Origin of the sequence: Rhizobium changzhiense (genome assembly GCF_013087625.1) — a bacterium.
Classification (GTDB): domain Bacteria; phylum Pseudomonadota; class Alphaproteobacteria; order Rhizobiales; family Rhizobiaceae; genus Rhizobium; species Rhizobium sophorae.
Genome location: NZ_JABFCQ010000001.1, coordinates 893,913 through 914,737 on the forward strand (window position 1 = coordinate 893,913; position 20,825 = coordinate 914,737).

Sequence of the window (20,825 nt, forward strand, 5' to 3'; positions counted from 1 at the left end):
ATTGATCGTGGGCGGCGGAAAGCCTAATGACTGCCGGGACGAACACAGGCAGGATATGGCACGCACGATCAACATAGAGGCAGACAGGCAGGCAGCGCTCGAGGCGGCCTCAGCCGCTCTTGCCGGCGGCTTTGCCATCGCCATCCCGACGGAGACCGTCTACGGCCTTGCCGCCGACGCCACCAATCCTTTAGCCATCGCCCGCATCTACGAGACAAAGGGACGACCGCGCTTCAACCCGCTGATCTGCCATATGGCCGACCTCGCGATGGCGGAAGAACATGCCGAATTCGACCCGGTCTCGCGGGCGCTCGCTGCAGCCTTCTGGCCCGGTCCGCTGACCCTCGTGCTGCCGCTGAAGCGGGAAAGCCCGATCCATTCGCTGGCGACCGCCGGACTCGACAGCGTCGGCATCCGCGTGCCGAAGGGGTTTGCAGGCGCTTTGATCGGCGCCTTCGGACGGCCGCTCGCAGCCCCCAGCGCCAATACCTCAGGCGGGGTCAGCGCCACGAGTGCCGCCCATGTCGACGCCGATCTCGGGGCGAAAATCCCGCTGATCCTCGATGCAGGCCCAAGTGCGGTCGGCGTCGAATCGACGATCGTCAAGGCAGAGGGCGGCCAACTCAGGCTGCTTCGGCCGGGTGGACTGGCGGCGCGCGAGATCGAACGCATTGCAGGCCAACCGCTGCTGCGGGCGAAGGCGGCATCGGCGGCCATCGAGGCGCCGGGCATGCTCGCCTCGCATTACGCGCCGGGTGCTTCCGTGCGCCTCAATGCAACGGCAGTCGAACCCGGCGAAGCGCTGATCGCCTTCGGCAGCGCCGCGGTCTCCGGCGCGGACAGTGCGCGGGTCGTCCTCGATCTCAGCCCGCGCGGCGACCTTGCAGAGGCGGCGGCCAATCTTTTCGACTATATGAAGCGAGCCGATGCCAGCGGCGCTCGGAGCATCGCCTTTTCGCCGATTCCCGAGGAGGGGCTGGGCGAGGCGATCAACGACCGCCTGCAGCGGGCAGCCGCGCCCCGCGACTGAAGGACCAGGAACAGGATGGAGAATCGAGCCCGATGAGCAGCATTTCCAGCGAGGATCTCGACCGCTTCGTGGCGATCGTCGGCGAAAAATACGCGCTTCGCAGCGAGGCCGACCTTGCGCCGCATCTGATCGAAAACCGCGGGCTCTATCACGGCTCCTCCCCTCTCCTCTTGAAACCCGGTTCGGTCGAAGAAGTCTCGGCGATCATGAAGCTTGCGACGGAGACCGGAACGGCGATCGTGCCGCAGACCGGCAATACCGGCCTCGTCGGCGGCCAGACACCGCGTCAGGGCAGGTCCGATATCATCCTGTCGCTCGAACGCATGAACAGGATCCGCGATGTCGATCCGGTGGCGAACGTGCTGGTGGCCGATGGCGGCGCCATCCTTGCCGAGGTGCAAAAGGCGGCCGAGGCGCATGGGCGGCTGTTTCCGCTGTCGCTCGGCTCGGAGGGCTCCTGCCGCATCGGCGGCAATCTTTCCACCAATGCCGGCGGCACGGCCGTGCTTGCCTATGGCAATATACGTCAGCTCTGCCTCGGTCTCGAAGTGGTGCTGCCGACCGGCGAGATCTGGGACGGCTTACGCCGCCTGAAGAAAGACAATACCGGCTACGACCTGCGCGATCTCTTCATCGGCGCCGAGGGCACGCTCGGCATCATCACCGGCGCGGTCCTGAAGCTCTTTCCCCAGCCGCTCGGCCATCAGGTGGCCTTCGCCGGCCTGAATTCGGTGACGGACGCGCTTGGCCTCTTCAATCTCGCCTCCAGCCTCTGCGGCGCCTCGCTCACCGGTTTCGAGCTGATGCCGCGTTTCGGTGTCGAGATCACCACACGCCATATCGACGGCGTGCGCGATCCGCTGGAAACGGCCTATCCCTGGTACGTGCTGATCGATATTTCGACGTCGGATTCGGCCGAGACGGCGCAGCGGATGATGAATGGCGTGCTCGAACAGGGTTTTGAGGCCGGGCTGGTGCTGGATGCCGCAATCGCCTCATCCGTGGCGCAGCAGAAGGCGCTCTGGCACATGCGCGAGAGCATGTCGGATGCGCAGAAGCCGGAAGGCGGGTCGATCAAGCACGATGTTTCCGTACCCGTGTCGAAGATCCCGCATTTCATGGCCGAGGCTGAAGAAGCGGTGATGGCGGCCATGCCTGGCGCCCGCATCTGCGCCTTCGGCCATATGGGCGACGGCAATATCCATTACAATATTTCCCAGCCGGTCGGTGCAGACAAGGACGCCTTCATTGCCCGCTGGCATGAGATGAACCATATCGTGCATGGGCTGGTGCTTGACCATGGCGGCTCGATCTCGGCCGAGCACGGCATCGGCCAGCTGAAGCGCGACGAACTGGCGGCGATCCGCCCGGCAATCGAAATCGAGCTGATGCGCCGCATCAAGCGCGCCTTCGACCCTGCCGATATCATGAATCCGGGAAAAGTGGTCAGCCTCGAGGTGTGAGGTCGACGAGACCGGCCCCTCATCCGGCTGCCGCCACCTTCTCCCCGTAAACGGGGCGAAGGGAGATGTCGCGACCTCCCCATTCCCCACCAACCTCTCGTAGGGCACGTCCCTCGCCCCGTTTTTACGGGGAGAGGGTTAGGGTGGGGGCAGCCATTGACGCGAAGCGGACTGCTGTAGCTCAAGCACTGAACATGTCTGAACCCACCGCCCGCTTTCCTGAAATTACCTCAGCTTTACTGCGTACCGCCGCCGGTCAGGAGCATCAGCGCCGGCGACTGCTGGGTGGCGTTCTGGACGTCGTACATCGCGGTGAACCGGCGCAGCAGCTTGTCGACCTTCTTCGGATCCTGGAGATCCTCGAGCTTGACGAAGCGGTTGATGAGATCGGCCTGCTTGGCGACATCCATGCCGGAGATCTGCGACGGCAGGCTGTAGGCTGTGGTGATGACCTGATAAAGCGCCCTGTCGCCGAGGATTCCATAGATCGAGGTAATGCTCGAGGCCTTGCGGCTGAAATAGAGCGCCAGACGGACGCCGTCGTTGCTTTCGCCCTCCTGGGCTTCCATCGTCTGCTGAACATAGAGCTCTTGCGTATGCTCCTCGGCCGCCTTGTTCTGGATGGTGCCGATCTTGGCGCGGGTCAGGTTGCCATCCTTATCGAAATTGAAGGCGGCGACGATATCCTTGAATCGCGCATCGGCGGTGGCGTTGAGATAGCTCTTCTTGTCGTCGGGATCGGATGTGAAGATCTTCTTTAGCGTCGCCTTGTCGTAATCCTTGGGGTCAAGGTTGTTCGCCTTCAGCACCAGGTCGGTCAGCCGGCTGTCGTCCAGGAAGTCGTCGAGCGACTTTACCTTGGCCATGCCCTTGGCGAAATAATCGACTTCGGCCGTCGCATCCTTCGCTGCCTTGTCCTTTACCGGACCGTCCTTCATCAGCATGGTCATATGCGATCTATAGTCGGTGGCGTATTTGGCCATTGTCGCGTCGGGCAGCGCCTGGAAGGGTGATGCCGCCTTGCCGTCGGGGCCGAAGTTGAAGGCGCGGGCAAGGTTGGTGATGCGTTCATCCTTGAGCGAAGCGACATAGCCGTTCGGATCATAGGCATCGCTGGCCAGGATCTTGCGCATCATCGAACGCGATACGTCCTGGTCGGTCAGGCCGAAAGCCTGCAGCGCCACATGGAAGAGATCCGGTAAATTGTCGTTGCTCTTGGTGAAATCCGCTGACGAGTTGCTGCGCAGGAAGTCATTGACGCTGTCGACGTCGGAGAAATTCAGCAGGCTGCTGCTGTCGGCCATGAGCTTCTGGTAGTTGGATGCGACCTCGTCGATCGCCTCGTCGCGCTCGTCGTCATAACGCGCCGCGTAATTGTCGTTGGTGGTCTGCGCCTGGTCGGCCGTCTGGACCGAGCTGACGACAGGAAGCGATCCATCGGCGGCGAAGTTGAAGTCGGCATTGAGATCGGCGTGACCGGCTGCTGCAGCCGCCGTCGCATCGGTCAGGATGCTCTTCAGATCGGCGTCCGAGATATCGAACGGCAGATTGTAAGTGCTCTTCAGGAAATTGGTGATGCCGTCATCGGCAATAAGATCATCGACATTGGCGATCGCCCCCATCCGCGCGGAATAGTCGTTGGTCCGCGCTGTGGCACTAATTTTCGTATTGCTGATCTGGGCGGCCGTCTGCGCCTGCATACCATCTTCAAGCGTGCCGTCCGCCTTGAAGTTGAAGGCAGCAGCAACGTCGGCATAAGTGCCGGTGCCGCTCTGGTCGGTCAGGATATTCCTGAGATCGAGATCGCTGACCGTCGACGGGATGCCGAAGGCGTTGCGGACGAAATTGTTCAGTTTCTGGTCCGCCAGCAACTGATCGACGTCCGAGATGCCGGCGATGGTCGCCTGATAGTAGACGGCCGCCTCATTGGCCTTGCTGGTGGTGGTCGCGCTCTGCGAGGCACTTTGCGAGGCGTAAAGGGTGGCGACAGAACCGTCCGTCTTGAAATTGAAAAGTTCGTGGACGTCGCTATAGCCCTGAGCGCTGGCAGCCGCGGGATCGACCAGGAACGTCCTCAGCGTCGCATCAGAGACGCTGTCGGCGATCTGCATGCTGTTTCTGATGTAGCTGACGGCAGCGGCATCCGACATGATGTCATCGACATTGGTGACATTGCCGATCATGCCTTTGAAATGCGCGGCGTTCGCCGCCGACTTGTCGGTGGTCGACTTGCGCTGCGCTTCCGTCTGAATCACCGAACCGTTGATCGAACCGTCCGCCTGGAAATTGAAGTCGGCATTGATGCCTGCATGGCCCTGAGCCGCGGCATAGGCCGAATCCGTCAGGATGTTCTTCAGCTCGGCATTGCTGAAATTCGTGCCGAGACCATAGGCATCCTTGATGTAGCGCGCTAGCACACTATCGGCGAGCAGGTCGTCGACATTGGTGATGCTGCTCGATTGCGAGGTCAAGGTATAATAATTGCCGGTGTTCGACGCAGCCGACTGCAGATTGTTCGCCTGGGCGATAGACTGGGCGCGCGCCGTGTTCGACGTCGAACCGTCCGCCTTGAAATTGAAAGCATTGTAGACATTGGTGAAGCCCATCAGCTGGGCATAGCCGGGGTCGGTCAACACCGTGCGCAGCGCTGCCGCGGTAAAGTCGGCGCCCATGCTGTAGGCTGTCTTGATATAGGAGGTTAGCCGGTTGTCGGCGATCAGGTCATCGACATTGGTGATCGTGCCGATCTTGGCGGTGTAATAGGCCTTGTTGTATTCGGCCGCCGTCTTACCGACGTAATAGACGTCGGAGCCAACCGAATTGTCGATGATGACCGATTGGGAATTCAGCGTGTAGGACTCGATGACCGAAGCCTTCTGCGCGGCGGTCTGGGCCGTGCCGGTGACGGTACCATCGGCGTTGAAGCTGAACTGGGCGGCAAGCGCCTTATACTTGTCGCCGCCCTGCGTATTGACGAAGCTCGTGGGGTCGCTGAGATCGCTGGTCAGCACCTGCCGCAGAAAGTCCTTCGACGCATAGGTGGGATCGATCTTGAAGGTCTTCAGCACATAGGTGCGCAACCGGGTGTTGTTGACCAGGTCGTCGACGCTCTGCACGCTGTCGATATTGTTGCTGTAATAAGTGCTCTCGGCGCTCGCGGCCTTTTCGGCATCGGCGAATGATTGTTTGTAAAGGCCGATGAGCTCGTCCTCCTGCGCATCCGTCTGCACGTCCTTTTCCGGCGCATTGAAATTGAAGGCGGCGGCGAATTCGCGGTAGCGCGTATCGGAGAGCTTGTTGGCGTAGCTGTCGGGATCGGTGAGATCGCTTTCCAGCACCTTCTTCATGAAGGCCTTGGCGTAGGTCATGTCCTCGAGGCCATAGGCCTTCATCGCATAGCTGTAGAGCTTGTAGTCGCCGAGGAAGTCGTCGACGTTGGTGACCTTGTTGATATGGTCGGCGTAGTATTGGGCATCCTTCTTGACCGTCGTCTGCGACGCGACCTTGTTGAGGCTCGACGTCATGTCCCGCGACAGGATCGTGTAAGCGAGGGAAGCCGTGATCATGGAAAGCGCCCTTTTCGGCAAAATCTCTAAAAGAACGACGAAATGCTGGTGAGCATATTTTGCCATGTAAAGCTTACCTGAGACTTACCTGCGGATGCATCATTCCAGGACACCACATCGTTCACCTTCCGGAAACCCTGCCGGATTCGGTTTTGATAACCATCAGAGGAGGCAAAGTTTTCTTAACCGCAATTTTTAAGCTGTACGGAACGGCGGCTGCCTATTGTCGGCCATAGAGGACGAAAAGTCCCAAGGAGAAGACCGAAAATCGGCTCTCAGGTAAGACAAGGGTAGAATGAAATGAACAATCCCGTTATGAAGCCCGCCTGGGCTGGCACGACGTTACGCCTCGATCCGTCCCGCTTCCCCCAGCAGGTCAGCTACGCCATCCATGATTGTTCGGATGACGTCAATATCACCATAGACGAACGTGGCGCGGTCCTGCGCAAGGTCCTCCCCTCCAGCGGCCTGCCGCTCTCGATTGCGCTGCCGAAGCGCGTCTTCAAAGGTGTCGCCGCCCGCGCCATCGACCACGGCGACGGCGAAGTCACCGTTACGCTCGAGCTTCACCACACCGATCCGGAGCTCTGCATTCCGCTGCTCGTCGCCCATGATCTCAGCGACATTGCCGCCGACTGGCGCAGTTGGTCGGAAGCCTTCCGCATTCCGATGCTGATGGTCGAGGCCGACGGCGTCGCCCGGCCGCTCGAAGACCACATCGGCGCCTTGCGCACCAGCGACCTCAAGCCGCGCCGCCGCCATTCCTACTTCGCCAATCGCCGCCCGCGCTTCCTCGTGCGCCGCACCACCGGCCGGCTGGGCGTCGCCATGAAGATCGAGGGTAAGGAAATCATCGCCCGGACTTAAGCGAAACCGCGAAAGTCCCAATGTGGCAATGCCATTTTGAAACCCGGCGCACGCGCCGGGTTTATCGTTCCATTCATCGTTCCAATCAGGGAATGGCAAACAGCAGCGAGACGAAGAGGCCGAAGAAGATGATCAGGCCGACGCGGTTGTTTGACTTGAAGAGCGCCAGGCACTGGTCGGCATCGTTGATATCGAGCCGGACGATCTGCCAGGCGAACATGCCGGCCGCACCGAGCAAGGCCAGGAAAGCGATGAGATTGGCGCCGGCGAGAGCGAAAGCGATAAACATCAGCAGCAGCGTCAGCCCGTAAAGGCCGATCAGCCATTGCCGTGTCCTGTCGCCGAACAGGCGCGCGGTTGAGCGGACGCCGATCAGCTCGTCATCCTCCTTGTCCTGATGCGCATAGATCGTGTCATAACCGATCGTCCAGGCGACGGAGGCGGCGTAGAGCAGGATGGCAGCAAAGGAGAGGCCACCCAAAATCCCGGCCCAGCCCATCAGCGCGCCCCAGGAAAAGGCAAGTCCGAGGTAGAATTGCGGCCAGTCGGTGAAACGTTTGGCAAAGGGATAAAACGCCACGATCCCGAGCGAGAGCACGCCGAGGAAGACGTTGAGCCAGTTGAACTGCAGCAGCACGATGAGGCCAACCAGCGCCTGCAAGCCGATGAAGATCTTCGCGTGGGCGCGCGTGACGCGGCCGGAGGGCAGCGGACGCGACCGCGTGCGCGCCACTTCCATGTCGATCTCGTGGTCGACGAGATCATTATAGGTGCAACCGGCGCCGCGCATGGCGACCGCGCCGATGAAATAAAGGAACAGGTGCGACACCAGCAGGCTGCCGGAATAGAGCCCCTCGCCGATCGCCGCATTGGCGGCAAGTGTCGCCGACCAGAAGCACGGCCACATCAAGAGCTGCCAGCCGATCGGGCGATCCCAGCGTGCGAGCTGCGCATAAGGCCAAAGCCATGGCGGCAGGATCCGGTAGACCCAGTTATCGGAAGGTGCGTCGGAGACGCGATCGTTGAAGTCGCCGGTATCGTGCATGCCGCTCATCTAGCGGCGGGCCGTCGATGCGGTCAAGAAGCGATCATTGCGCTGCCATTTGTATCATCCTTGGATCGGAATCGATCCAAGGACGAAATTACAGGGCAATTCAAAGTGTTACAGCGCTGCCCATCTGAGAGAGATGCGCAGCCGCATCAGTCACTGCAGTGAGAAATTGAACTTGTAAGTCGCCGAGACGCCGATCAGGACCTGGTTCTTCGAGCCGCGGTCACGCACGAGGCTGCTGTCGGCGGCAGGGCCTGCCAGCCGCTTATATTCGAGGAAGGAACTTGCCGAGAGGTTTTCCGTCGCCTTCCAGGTGAGCGCCGCGCCTGCGCCATAGGATTGGATGCCAGACGAAGGTTTATAGGGATCAAGGCCGCTTGCCGCCGCCTGCTTGGCGTTGACGCCGTAATAGGCGTCGTAATAGCCGCTGGTGGCGAAGGTCGCGCGCGGGCCGCCTGATAGCTGCAGGTCGGGGGCGATATCGGTAAAGGCATCGACCGCGAGATCGGCGACGATGCCGTCATGCGAGCGGATGCCCTGGCGGACTTCAGCGCGGGCACGAAGGAAATCTGTCGGGTAGACCTCGACGAAACCACCGGCTTCCGCCCCCCATTTGACCTTCTTCAAGCCCTTCAGCTCGCTGCCGTCGCCGTCATCGCGCGACGGCACGAACCTGCCGACGATACCGGCGCGCAACGCGCCCTTGTCGATGAGGGCGAAAGAGGGATTGTCGTTGCGCGAGGAAAAACGCGCCCCGGCGCCCTGGCGGCCAACGGAGATCAGCGGGCTGAACTTGAATTCATTGTGCGACGAGCCCTCGAATTTCGGGGCGGAGAAGCCAGCGACGCCGACGCTCAGATACCAGTCGCCGGACCAGAAGTGCTGGCCGCCTTCCTGGGCGGCCACCGAACCAGCGGATAAAAGGGCAATAGCCAAAGAGATCGATACGACTGATCGATGAGACACGTCCACACTCCAGAAAACGCAAAAACAAAGCCGCGGAGGGCGGCGCTCGCTACATCTATCCCGATGTCGTTACCTCAATGTTAACCACGGCTGCGAGATTGAGCGGGCAGTGGACTGCGTCTGATTTTTATCTCTGGTTCCAGCGGCGGATGACCGGCTCGGTCAGATCGTGCTCGTAGCCGAGCACGCTGATGCTCGCCGTATCGAGCACGAAACGGGAGCCGTCTTCCGGCGGCAGGCCGAGCCAGCGGGCGGCGAGGACGCGCAGGAAATGCGAGCTCGAAAAGACCAGGATGGTGCCGGCCGTTTGACGAAGTCCGCCAATCACGGCGTCAGCGCGATCGCCGACATCGGCGGCGAATTCGCCCTTCGGGCAACCGTCGCGAAAGAGCTGCCAGCCGGGGCGGCCCGCCAGGATTTCCTTGGTGGTGATGCCTTCATAGGCGCCGTAGTCCCATTCGGCGAGATCGTCCTTGATCACCGCGCCCGGTCCGAACCCGGCGAGCGCGCAGGTCTTACGGGCCCGCTCGGACGGGCTCGACCAGACGGCGGAGAAGCTAAGGCCCGCCAGCCGGTCGGCGAGTTTGCGGGCAGCGGCCTCACCGTTCGCCGTCAAGGGAATATCGCTGCGTCCGGTATGGCGCCCGGACAGGCTCCATTCGGTTTCACCGTGGCGGACCAGGTAGATCTCGGGAAACGCACTGCTCATCGGCACAACCTTTCATGAGGACCGGTTCCTCGGCAAAATCGCAGCGGAAGCGGCATTTCCGGGGGATCAGAATGTCACCTTTTCGAGCGGAGCGCGCCTCGCCTCGAATTCCTTCAGCTTCGCTTCGTTGCGCGCGATGTAATTGCGATTGTCCGGAACGGCGAACTGGTTCTTGGCGATCTGGATCTGCAGGATGAAGAGCTCGTCCCAGCGGAAGCCCATTTCGGAACCCGCCAGATAGAATTCCCACATGCGGAAGAACTGCTCGTCGTAAAGTGCCACCGCTTCGGCCTTGCGCGCCACGAAACGCTCGCGCCAATGACGCAGCGTATAGGCATAATGCAGCGGCAGGATTTCGATATCCTTGACCAGCAGCCCGGCCTTTTCAAGCGGCGGCACCACCTCGCCGACGGAGGGGATGTAGCCGCCCGGGAAAATGTATTTCTCGATGAAGGCATTGGTGCCGAAGCTCGGCTTCGGGCGGCCGATCGAATGCAGCACCATGACGCCGTTGTCGTCGAGGAGATCCCATACCTTACGAAAGAAATTGCCGTAATGGCCGATGCCGACATGTTCGAACATGCCGACCGAAACGATGCGGTCGAACTTCCTGCCCGTCATGGTGCGGTAGTCCTGCAGTTCGAAACGCACACGGTCGGCAAGGCCGCGCTTTTCGGCGCGCGTACGCGAGACCTTGAGCTGTTCCTCGCTCAGCGTGATGCCGGTGAACTCGGCACCTTCCGTCGCCTCCGTCAGGTACATGCCCATGCCGCCCCAACCGGAGCCGATCTCCAGGATGCGCTGGTTCGGCTCGAGCAGAAGCTTGGCAGCGATATGGCGCTTCTTGGCGAGCTGCGCCTCGTCGAGACCAATGCCCGGCGGCTCGAAATAGGCGCAGGAATATTGCCAGTCCTCGTCGAGGAAGAGATCGAAGAGCTTGGCCGACAGGTCGTAATGATGGGCGACATTGTGCTTGTTGCGATTGACCGGCACGCGGCTCTTCAGCTGCTGCCAGGCAATGCGGCCGAGGAGCAGTGCCGCCATCTTGAAATCGAAGATCTCGTTGGTGGTGTTCTGTTTCACCAGCGACAGGAAATCATAGATGTTGCCCTGTTCGAGAATGAACCGGCCTTGCATGTACATTTCGCCGAGCTTCATGGTCGGGTCGCGCCGGATGGCGTCCTCGGCCTCCTGATCGGCAAGGCGGGCGACAACGGGTTCACCGGTGCCGTCGCCGATAGTGTGGGTTTCGCCATTGGCAAGGGTAAGTTTTAGTGAACCCTTGCGGACGATTTGCTGGACGATCGATAAGAATGCCGACGCCATGGACGCCTCGCAAATGTGACAGGATAGTCACATCAACTTAATAGCTCTCTTTCGCCTTACAAGCGCCGGATTTAGCACTCCGCTCAGAACGCTGCCAAACTGTTGCATTTTTGCCGAAATGGCGGTTAAACCCTTATTTTCGCTTCATGGCTTCGGCAAATGCTGCACCGAATGCACCCTGGCTTTCGGCTTTCTGCGCCGCCGGCCGGCGTTCGCTCTGCGGCCGGGAACCCTGACTTCCGCGAGAATCACCACGCGGCGGAGGGGCTGAAGAGCCGTCATCACGTTTCATCGAGAGAGCGATGCGCTTGCGCTTGGCGTCGACTTCGACAACCCGCACCTTGACGACATCGCCGGCCTTCACGACTTCGTGGGGATCCTTGACGAAGCGATCGGCAAGCTGGGACACATGCACCAGACCATCCTGGTGCACGCCGATATCGACGAAGGCGCCGAAGGCGGCGACATTGGTCACCGTGCCTTCCAGCATCATGCCGGGCTTGAGGTCGGAAATTTCGTTGACGCCCTCGGCAAAGGTCGCGGTCTTGAAGCTTGGACGCGGGTCGCGGCCGGGCTTTTCCAGCTCCGCGATGATGTCTTTGACCGTCGGCAGACCGAATTTCTCATCGATGAACTGGCGTGGATCAACCGATTTCAACACCGCGCTGTCGCCCATCAGCGCGCGCAGATCGCGGCCGCAGGCGGCGACGATCTTCTTGGCGACGCCGTAAGCCTCCGGATGCACCGAGGAGGCATCGAGCGGCTCCTTGCCGTTGGGAATGCGCAGGAAGCCGGCGCATTGCTCGAAGGTGCGGCCGCCGAGGCGGGCGACCTTCAGGAGATCCTTTCGCGTCTCGAAACGGCCTTCGCTGTCGCGGTGGCGGACGATGGCGTCGGCGATCGACGGGCCGAGGCCGGAGACGCGCGACAGCAGCGGCGCAGACGCGGTGTTGAGATCGACACCGACGGCATTCACCGCGTCTTCGACGACGGCATCGAGCGAACGCGACAGCTTCTGCTGGTCGACGTCGTGCTGATACTGGCCGACGCCGATCGATTTCGGCTCGATCTTGACGAGTTCGGCCAGCGGGTCCTGCAGGCGCCGCGCGATGGAGACGGCGCCGCGCAGCGACACGTCGAGATCGGGGAATTCCGCCGCCGCAGTCGCCGAGGCGGAATAGACCGAGGCGCCGGCTTCCGACACGATGACCTTGGTCGGCTTCGGCGCCGGCAGCTCGGCCAGCATGTCGGCCACCAGCTTTTCGGTTTCACGGCTGCCGGTGCCGTTGCCGATCGAGATCAGCTCGACATTATGCTTGCGGATCAGCGATGCGAGCTCGACCTGGGCGCCGCGCACGTCGTTCCGCGGCTGGAAGGGATAGACAGTTGATGTCGCCACCACTTTGCCGGTGCCGTCGACGACGGCGACCTTGACGCCGGTGCGGATGCCGGGATCGAGACCCATCGTCGCGCGCGAGCCGGCGGGCGCCGCCAGCAGCAGGTCCTTGAGATTGCGGGCGAAGACGTGGATCGCCTCTTCTTCGGCCCTTTCGCGCAGTTCCCGCATCAGGTCGAGCGAGAGCGACATGGAAAGCTTGACGCGCCAGGTCCAGCTTGCGACCTCCATCAGCCAGCGGTCGCCGGGACGGCTCGTACCGATCTCGTAAGCAGCCACGATCATGCGTTCGACCGGCTTGTTCGGAGAGATCGTCTCGGCGTCGGCCTCGATCGTCAGCGTCAACACCTCCTCGTTCCAGCCGCGCAGCATGGCGAGCGCGCGGTGGCCCGGCGCAGTCGCCCAGCGTTCGGAATGGTCGAAATAATCGGAAAACTTCTCGCCCGTCGCCTGCTTGCCGTCGACGACTTTTGCCTTCAGCAGTGCGGCCTGGCGCATATGGGCGCGCAACTTGCCGAGCAGGTCGGCATTTTCGGCAATGCCTTCGGCGATGATGTCGCGCGCGCCTTCGAGCGCCGTCTTCACATCGGGTACGTCAGCTGTGACGAAGCCTTCGGCCAATACCGCCGGTTCCCTGGCTCGGTCGGCAAGGATCGTCTCGGCGAGCGGGCCGAGGCCGCGTTCGCGGGCGATTTCCGCCCGTGTGCGGCGCTTCGGCTTGTAGGGCAGATAGAGATCTTCGAGCTCGGCCTTCGTTTCGGCGCCAGCGACCTTGGTCATCAGCTCGTCGGTCATCTTGCCCTGGCCGGTGATCGATTCGACGATCGCGTCGCGCCGGGCTTCGAGTTCGCGCAGATAGACCAGCCGCTCGGCGAGATTGCGCAGCTGCGTATCATCCAGCCCACCCGTCACTTCCTTGCGGTAGCGGGCGATGAAGGGCACGGTTGCGCCCTCGTCGAGCAGCTCGATGGCGGCTTTGGCCTGTTCGGGCCGGGCGTTGATTTCGGCGGAGATGCGGGCTGCGAGAAAACGAAGGTCTGCGGCCATGGGATTTCCTGTTTCGTCAGAGGTGGCGGGACCATAGCGGCGAAAAGCGGCAAGGCAATGCCCGACTGTGGTTTCCACAGCGGAAGTTGTGGTTGGGCGATCGTCGGCGTGTCGCCCCACCCCATCGCTCTCGTCCGTTTTTGCGGTTGTGCAGATGCGGCATTCTTTGATAGCAGAAGCAACGTTTTTGGATCGCCCTGCCCGCGGGCGCAAGGAAAAGATTGACATGCCAAACCTTCTTCTCGAACTCCGCTCCGAAGAGATTCCGGCCCGCATGCAGCGCAAGGCTGCCGGCGACCTGAAGAAGCTCGTCACCGATGCGCTTGTCGAAGCGGGTCTGTCCTACGAGGGCGCACGCGAATACTGGACGCCGCGGCGGCTTGCGCTCGACATCCATGGCCTGACGGCCCGTTCCGCCGATGTGCGCGAGGAACGCAAGGGACCGCGAACCGACGCCAACGAGAAGGCGATCGAAGGCTTTTTGCGCGGCGCTGGCCTGTCCTCCGCCTCCGAGGCGCAAGTGGTGAGCGATCCGAAGAAGGGCGATTTCTACGTCGCAGTCATCTCCAAGCCCGGCCGTGCGACAGAAGAGATCGTCAGCGATGTCATGCCCGGCATCATCCGTGATTTTCCCTGGCCGAAATCGATGCGCTGGGGCAAGGCCTCGTCGAAGCCCGGTGCGCTGCGCTGGGTGCGGCCGCTGCAGTCTATCGTCTGTACCTTCGGCCCGGAGCATGAAGAGACCACCGTCATTCCCTTCGAGATCGACGGCATCACCGCTTCCAACATCACCTATGGCCACCGTTTCCACGCGCCCGAGGCGATCACGGTGCGGCGCTTCGACGATTATGCGGCGAACCTGGAAAAGGCGAAGGTCATCCTCGACGCCGAGCGGCGCAAGGACATCATCCTGCACGACGCCCGCGACATCGCCTTTGCCAACGGGCTGGAGCTAGTGGAAGACGAAGGCCTGCTGGAGGAAGTCTCCGGCCTCGTCGAATGGCCGCAGGTGCTGATGGGCAGTTTCGAAGAGGATTATCTCTCGATCCCCTCAGAAATCATCCGGCTGACGATCAAGACCAACCAGAAGTGTTTCGTGACGCGGCCGCAGGGAGGCGAGACGCTGTCGAACAAGTTCATCCTGGTCTCCAACATCCAGGCGAGCGACGGCGGCAAGGAAATCGTCCACGGCAATGGCAAGGTGGTGCGGGCCCGGCTTTCGGATGCGCTGCATTTCTGGAAACGCGACCAGGGCAATCTGCCGGATCTCGAGACGCTCACGGCTTCGGCGGTAAAGTTCGGCCTTGACATCAACAAGCCGCTCGACCAGCGCATGGCCAAGCTCGATGCGCTTGACGTGACGTTCCATGCCAAGCTCGGCACACAGGGTGCGCGCGTCGCCCGCATCCGCACGCTGGCCAAGAAATTGGCTGATATCACCGGCGCCGACGCGGCTCTCATCGATCGCGCCGCTGTGCTCGCCAAGGCCGATCTGCGCACCGAAGCCGTCGGCGAATTCCCGGAACTGCAGGGCTTGATGGGTCGCAAATATGCTGTGCTGCAGGGCGAGAATGCTTCCGTTGCCGCGGCGATCGAGGACCACTACAAGCCCCAGGGCCCATCGGACCGCGTGCCTGAGGACAGAGTGGCGATCACGATCGCCCTTGCCGACAAGCTCGATACGCTGATCGGCTTCTGGGCGATCGATGAAAAGCCGACCGGGTCGAAGGACCCGTTCGCCCTGCGGCGGGCCGCCCTCGGTGTCGTCAGGATCCTCTTGGAGCGAAGGATCCGCCTGCCGCTGCTGGCGACGACCAAGGATATCGATCTCCTCTCCTTCTTCCACGACCGTCTCAAGGTCTATCTGCGCGATCAGGGCGCCCGCCACGATCTGATCGACGCCGTGCTGACGCCCGAGGCCGACGACCTGTTGATGGTGGCGCGCCGCGTCGAAGCGCTGACGGCCTTCATCACCTCGGAGGACGGCAAGAACCTGCTTTCCGGCACCAAGCGGGCAACGCAACTGCTCGCCGCCGAGGAAAAGAAGGGCACGGTGATCGCTGATGCCGTCTCGGAAGCGCTTCTGAAGCTCGATGCCGAGAAGGAGCTGTTCGCCGCGATCTCCAGCGCCTCGAAGGATGCGGCAAGCGCCGTGGCCGCAGAAGATTTCCGCTCGGCAATGGAAGCGCTCTCCAAGCTGCGCGGCCCGGTCGACCGTTTCTTCGAAGAGGTACTCGTCAACGACGAGGACGCCGCCATCCGCGCCAACCGTCTCGCCCTGCTGCGGCTGATCCGCGAGGCGACGGGAACGGTTGCGGATTTCTCGAAGATTTCGGGGTGATATTGCTGGCACGAACGGGGCGTTTGCCACGTGCGAGGCCGGTGAGAACGGAGAGGTTGCGGCATATCCTCTTCTCCCCTCGGGGAGAAGGTGCCGGCAGGCGGATGAGGGGGCCACACGGCATATCCTTCGCGTAAGACCTATTTCCGACACGCCGACGACAACACCGTGCCTCTTCGCCCTTAGCACGGTCGAGACGACGTCAGCGCGGTCGCCGGAAAGACCGGCTTCGCCGGCCCCCTCATCCGCCCTACGGGCACCTTCTCCCCGCTGGGGAGAAGAGGGAGTCGAGAGGTCACGGCAATCAAATGAGCGGCAAATGCGGTTCGCTACCATTGAACAACCCGCCCACCCGAACACTGGCATTACCGCCGCCATGGCGCTATTCAAGCAGACATGCAAAGCAAAATTCTTGTCAGCGCCTGTCTCATGGGCCACGCCGTCCGCTATGACGGGCGGGCGAAGCCGTTGCTTCATCCGGCAATCGAGACATGGCGGGCCGAGGGTCGGTTGGTGATGATCTGTCCGGAGATGTCGGCGGGCATGACGGTGCCGCGGCCGCCGGCGGAGATCGCAGAGGCGGCAACCGGCGAAGAGGTGCTGGCCGGCAAGGCGCGGGTTGTCGAATTGACGGGGGCCGATGTGACGGAAGAGTTCCTCCTGGCGGCGGAAAATGCCGTGGCGCTCGCAAGGCAGGCAGGCTGCCGTTATGCGCTGCTCATCGACGGCAGCCCGTCCTGCGGATCCGGTTTCATCTATGATGGCACGTTTTCCGGCGGCAAGCAGGCCGGCAACGGCGTGACGGCGGCGGCGCTGAAAGCTGATGGCGTCGAGGTGTTTTCCGATCGGGAGATCGAACGGCTGATCGAGCGTATCGCGCAATGAGCTTCAAATGGCACGGCCGCCGGAGAACCGACGGCCGCTAAGAATTTGGTGATAAAATTTCTTATTGTCCCCGCGCCGTTTAAGCGGCACGGCGACCCTGACGCATGGCCGGGGCAGCGCTTTCGCCACTGACGCGGAAGCCGCGGATGAGGTCGATCAGCTCGTCGGTATCGCTGGCCAGCGTCTCGGCCGATGCCGTGGTCTCTTCGGCCATGGCGGCATTCTGCTGGGTGGCGGCGTCGAGCTGGTTCATCGACGAGGAGATCGAGCGCAGCGTCGTATCCTGTTCGGAAGCGCTGTGGGCGATCTTGGCGACGATCTCGTTGGCGGCCTTGATCTGGTCGGAGATCCGCTTCAGCGCCTCGCCGGCCTCGCCGACCAGACGGACGCCGTGATCCACCTGGCTGGAGGAGCGGGCGATCTGATCCTTGATCTCCTTGGCGGCAGCGGCCGAGCGCTGGGCGAGTTCGCGGACTTCCTGGGCGACGACCGCAAAACCCTTGCCGGATTCGCCGGCACGGGCCGCCTCGACGCCGGCATTCAGCGCCAAGAGGTTGGTCTGGAAGGCGATCTCGTCGATGACACCGATGATCTTGGTGATTTCCGAGGACGACTTCTCGATGCCGCTCATCGCCTCGATCGCCTGGGTGACGATCGCGTCGCTGTGGGTGGCTTCGGTGCTGACCGAATGGACGCGCTTGCTCGCCTCATGGGCGCCATCGGCCGTGTGGCGGACGGCGACGGTGAGTTCGTCGAGGGCGGCCGAGGTTTCTTCCAGGCTTGCGGCCTGGCGCTCGGTGCGCTGCGACAATTCGTTCGAAGCGCGGCGGATCTCTTCCTTGCTGGTGCCGATATCGGTGCCTTTGGCGCTGACCTTGGCCATGGCGGCTTCGAGATGCGACAGCGCATCGTTGAAGTTGTCGCGAAGGGCGGCGTATTTCTGGCCGAGATCGGCGCAGCGAACGGTGAGATCGCCGCGGGCAATCAGCTCCAGCGCCTGGCCGATCGTCGTTACGACGCGGGTCTGGAGTGCCGCCTCGTCCTGCTGCTGGCGCAAGTTGTTTTCGCGCTCGTTTTCCAGCGCCAACTGCTGGGCCGTCTCGCGATCGGACATCTGATGGCGCTCCCTGATCTTTTCCTGCAGCGAGAGAGTCGCTTTGGCCATCATGCCGACTTCGTTATTCATGCCGGTGTGCGGAATGGCGATCGAAACATCCTCTTCGGCGACAGCCTTCAGAGCGGCATGGACGTTGTTGAGAGGTCCCGATATGCCGCGGATGACGAAGTAGGCCGCGGCCATGGCAAGGAAGAACAGGACGATGCTGCCGGAGAGCGCGGTCAGGATTGTGCTGTTTATCTGAGCATCGAGATCGTCCATATAGACGCCGGTGACGACGACGACCTTCCAGGGATCGAAGGCCTGTCCATAGGCCGTCTTGCGGTAATCGCCGACCGGCTGGCCCGGCTTGCTGGTGGAATGAAATTCGACGAGACCGCCGCCCTGCTGCCCGAGCTTGACCAGCTCTTCGCGATAGAGCTTGCCCTTGCTGTCCGGCTGGGCCTTCAGGTTCTGCCCGACTTTCGCGGCATCGTAGTGGAACATCATCTGGACGTCGTAACTATAGCCGAAGAAATAGCCGTCGGGATCGTATTTCATCCCGTTGACGGTGGTATAGGCCTGCTTCTGGGCATCCTCCAGCGTCATTTCGCCCGCGGTGACCTTGGCCTGGTAAAGCTTGAGAACGGAGACCGCCGACTGAACCTCGGCGCGCAGCATGTCATAGCGCTCCTTGTAGATCGCATCGACCGAGGAGCGGATCTGCAGGGAGGTGGCGATCGCAAAGGCGATCATCAGGCCAACGACCAGCAATATGAGCTGCTTCGATATCTTCAAATTTTTCATGACGCCTCGCAACGGGAATGGATGGCTGCATTCCGGTGCGGTTTTCTACCGCCTGTGCGAGCGCGCCAAACAAGACGGCACGTCTACCGCTGCTAAAACAAACATGCTGCGACCGGGTAAGTAACAGTTAAAGCTTACCCTATAAAAAAGCTTTAATTTTATTGAACGCGATTTGGTCTTCCCTCAAAATCGGGGGGGCGAGTTACGAGGCACACCGCCGGATTTTCATCCGCCGGCCTAGCATCATTTCTTTTTCGAGTTCTCAGCTTGCCCGGCCCATCAAAACATGAATGCACCCCCGCTGCTCATCGAGGGTGCATTCGGCCCACCTGCGGTGGACCCCCAAACGATCGAAACCTTGATCAGGCGGGGGCAGGGAACTTTTGCTTTACGCAATTCCCGGCAAAACCGCTTCGCGCTTTGCCTGGAAGTTGCTTTAAAAACGCAGCTTGAAATCGGAAACGTTAAGCGCTACCGGCTGTTCCGCCATACCGGCTGCAACGGGCCTGGCGTCGCCGCCGATGACGGCCGCGGTCGTCGCACTCATGTCGATGCCGTCGGCAGGCGGGGCTGGAGGCGCCGCGGCAAGCATCGCTTCCGGGGTCGCCTTGCTGACGAAGACGACGGGGGAGCCGCCCATCCAGCCTTCGGTGCGATAGATCTTCCTTTCGCCGCCGACATCGCGGATTTCACTCGCCTGGAGGACGCCGGCCTTCAGCTCCGGCACCGTATAGTCCCTCTTGGTCAGTTCGGCCTGGAGCGGCGGGCAATGGGCGCAGGTTTCGGTGACGATGCTGCCTTCAGCGGACGGCGCAGTCTTGCCGACCACCTCGATCGAGGACGCCATCGCAGAACCTGCCATCAGCAAGATTGCCGCACCGAGGAAAATCTGACGCATCAAAGTTACTCCGTCTCATCTTCGGAGCAAATTAGCGCGGCTTTGTTTCCATCCCGTCAGGGGAAAGGGTAAAAATTTAAACAACGGGCCGGTTTATACTCATTCCGAGCCGGTTTCGCGCTCGATCGCGCGCCAGCCGATGTCGCGCCGGCAGAAGCCGTTTTCCCATTTCACCCTGTCAAGCAGCGCGTAGGCGCGGTCCTTGGCCTCGGCGACCGTGCGGTCTGACGCGGTAACATTCAGCACACGGCCGCCGGTCGCAACCAATGCGCCGTCCTTCAGACCCGTGCCGGCATGAAACACCTTCTCGCCCTCGCCTGCATCCGGCAGGGAGAGAATCGGCGTGTTCTTCTCGTAGGCGCCGGGATAACCCTTGGAAGCCATGACCACCGTCAGTGCCGGATCGTCGCTCCATTCGGCGCTGACCTGATCGAGCGTGCCGTTGGCGGTGGCGAGCAGCAGCGGCAGGAGATCGCTCTTCAACCGCATCATCAGCACCTGGCATTCGGGGTCGCCGAAGCGGACATTGTATTCGATCAGCTCCGGCCCCTTCCTGGTGATCATCAGCCCGGCGAAAAAGACGCCGGAGAAAGGATGACCGCTCTCGGCCATGCCGCGCATCGTCGGCTCGATGATCTCCTTCATCGTCCGCTCGACCATCTCGTCGGTCATCACCGGCGCCGGCGAATAGGCGCCCATGCCGCCGGTGTTGACGCCGGTATCGCCCTCGCCGACCCGCTTGTGATCCTGGGCGGTTGCGAGCGGCAGCGCGTGTTTTCCGTCGCAGAGGCAGAAGAAGCTCGCCTCCTCGCCGTCGAGATAGGCTTCGACGACGACTTCGGCGCCGGCTGCGCCAAAGGCGCCCTCGAAACAATCGTCGACGGCATCAAGCGCCTGGTCGAGCGTCATCGCCACGGTCACGCCCTTGCCGGCGGCCAGGCCGTCGGCCTTGACGACGATCGGCGCACCCTGCGCGCGGATATAGGCCTTGGCCTTCGGCGCATTGTTGAAGCGCTGATAGGCGCCTGTGGGAATGCCGTAGCGGGCGCAGATATCCTTGGTGAAGCCCTTGGAGCCTTCGAGCTGGGCGGCGGCAGCGGACGGGCCGAAGACCGCCAGGCCGTCGGCGCGCAACCGGTCGGCGAGGCCGGCGACGAGTGGCGCTTCGGGACCGACGACGACGAAGTCGATCGCCTTGTCCCGGCAGAAGGCGGATACCGCTTCATGATCCTCGATATTGACCGGCACGAGGACGGCGTGTTCGCCAATGCCGGGATTGCCGGGCGCAGCGTAGAATTCGCTCATCAACGGCGATTGCGCCAGCTTCCAGGCGAGCGCATGCTCGCGTCCGCCCGATCCGATCAACAGAACCTTCAT

Annotated in this window: 14 protein-coding genes; 5 read left to right on the plus strand and 9 right to left on the minus strand. The window is 61.9% G+C overall.

Annotated elements, in window-relative coordinates:
- The first annotated feature begins 55 nt into the window (after positions 1–55).
- Complete coding sequence (locus G9X68_RS04550; RefSeq protein WP_171601443.1) at positions 56–1,030, plus strand: L-threonylcarbamoyladenylate synthase; 975 nt, start codon at positions 56–58, stop codon at positions 1,028–1,030.
- Between the two features lie 32 nt (positions 1,031–1,062).
- The gene (locus tag G9X68_RS04555; protein ID WP_171601444.1) at positions 1,063–2,493 is read left to right on the plus strand and encodes an FAD-binding oxidoreductase; all 1,431 of its coding nucleotides are present in this window, start codon (positions 1,063–1,065) and stop codon (positions 2,491–2,493) included.
- A gap of 236 nt (positions 2,494–2,729) precedes the next feature.
- Here G9X68_RS04555 and G9X68_RS04560 read toward each other — a convergent pair whose 3' ends face one another.
- Complete coding sequence (locus G9X68_RS04560) at positions 2,730–6,059, minus strand: DUF1217 domain-containing protein (RefSeq protein WP_171601445.1); 3,330 nt, start codon at positions 6,057–6,059, stop codon at positions 2,730–2,732.
- 300 nt (positions 6,060–6,359) lie between these two features.
- On the opposite strand from G9X68_RS04560, the gene G9X68_RS04565 reads away from it, so the two are divergent.
- Positions 6,360–6,926, plus strand: coding sequence for a DUF6101 family protein (locus G9X68_RS04565; protein WP_168315487.1), 567 nt, complete (start codon positions 6,360–6,362; stop codon positions 6,924–6,926).
- Between the two features lie 85 nt (positions 6,927–7,011).
- Here the strand turns inward: G9X68_RS04565 and ubiA are convergent, their stop codons facing one another.
- The 5 genes from ubiA to G9X68_RS04590 form a co-directional block, all read right to left on the minus strand.
- Positions 7,012–7,971, minus strand: coding sequence for a 4-hydroxybenzoate octaprenyltransferase (ubiA, locus tag G9X68_RS04570; RefSeq protein WP_168311043.1), 960 nt, complete (start codon positions 7,969–7,971; stop codon positions 7,012–7,014).
- A gap of 159 nt (positions 7,972–8,130) precedes the next feature.
- The gene (locus G9X68_RS04575) at positions 8,131–8,943 is read right to left on the minus strand and encodes a MipA/OmpV family protein (protein WP_171601446.1); all 813 of its coding nucleotides are present in this window, start codon (positions 8,941–8,943) and stop codon (positions 8,131–8,133) included.
- A 127-nt stretch (positions 8,944–9,070) separates the two neighbouring features.
- Entirely contained in the window at positions 9,071–9,652 is a 582-nt protein-coding gene (locus tag G9X68_RS04580; protein WP_168311045.1) for a histidine phosphatase family protein, read from the minus strand.
- Between the two features lie 66 nt (positions 9,653–9,718).
- Complete coding sequence (locus G9X68_RS04585) at positions 9,719–10,978, minus strand: cyclopropane fatty acid synthase (RefSeq protein WP_171601447.1); 1,260 nt, start codon at positions 10,976–10,978, stop codon at positions 9,719–9,721.
- Between the two features lie 133 nt (positions 10,979–11,111).
- Positions 11,112–13,421, minus strand: a complete 2,310-nt coding sequence (locus G9X68_RS04590) for a Tex family protein (protein ID WP_171601448.1) — start codon at positions 13,419–13,421, stop codon at positions 11,112–11,114.
- 226 nt (positions 13,422–13,647) lie between these two features.
- Between G9X68_RS04590 and glyS the strand changes: the two genes are divergently transcribed.
- Together glyS and G9X68_RS04600 are read left to right on the plus strand one after the other, a co-directional pair.
- Complete coding sequence (gene glyS / locus G9X68_RS04595) at positions 13,648–15,762, plus strand: glycine--tRNA ligase subunit beta (RefSeq protein WP_171601449.1); 2,115 nt, start codon at positions 13,648–13,650, stop codon at positions 15,760–15,762.
- A 396-nt stretch (positions 15,763–16,158) separates the two neighbouring features.
- On the plus strand, positions 16,159–16,647 hold the full coding sequence (locus G9X68_RS04600) for a 2-thiouracil desulfurase family protein (protein ID WP_171601450.1): 489 nt from the start codon (positions 16,159–16,161) through the stop codon (positions 16,645–16,647).
- A 79-nt stretch (positions 16,648–16,726) separates the two neighbouring features.
- Here G9X68_RS04600 and G9X68_RS04605 read toward each other — a convergent pair whose 3' ends face one another.
- The 3 genes from G9X68_RS04605 to purD all read right to left on the minus strand — a co-directional run bounded on the left by G9X68_RS04605 (position 16,727) and on the right by purD (position 20,825).
- A complete protein-coding gene (locus tag G9X68_RS04605; RefSeq protein ID WP_171601451.1) occupies positions 16,727–18,550 on the minus strand; it encodes a methyl-accepting chemotaxis protein in 1,824 nt (607 codons plus the stop codon).
- A 436-nt stretch (positions 18,551–18,986) separates the two neighbouring features.
- On the minus strand, positions 18,987–19,448 hold the full coding sequence (locus tag G9X68_RS04610) for a plant virulence effector HPE1-like domain-containing protein (RefSeq protein ID WP_171601452.1): 462 nt from the start codon (positions 19,446–19,448) through the stop codon (positions 18,987–18,989).
- 99 nt (positions 19,449–19,547) lie between these two features.
- Entirely contained in the window at positions 19,548–20,825 is a 1,278-nt protein-coding gene (gene purD, locus G9X68_RS04615) for a phosphoribosylamine--glycine ligase (RefSeq protein WP_171601453.1), read from the minus strand.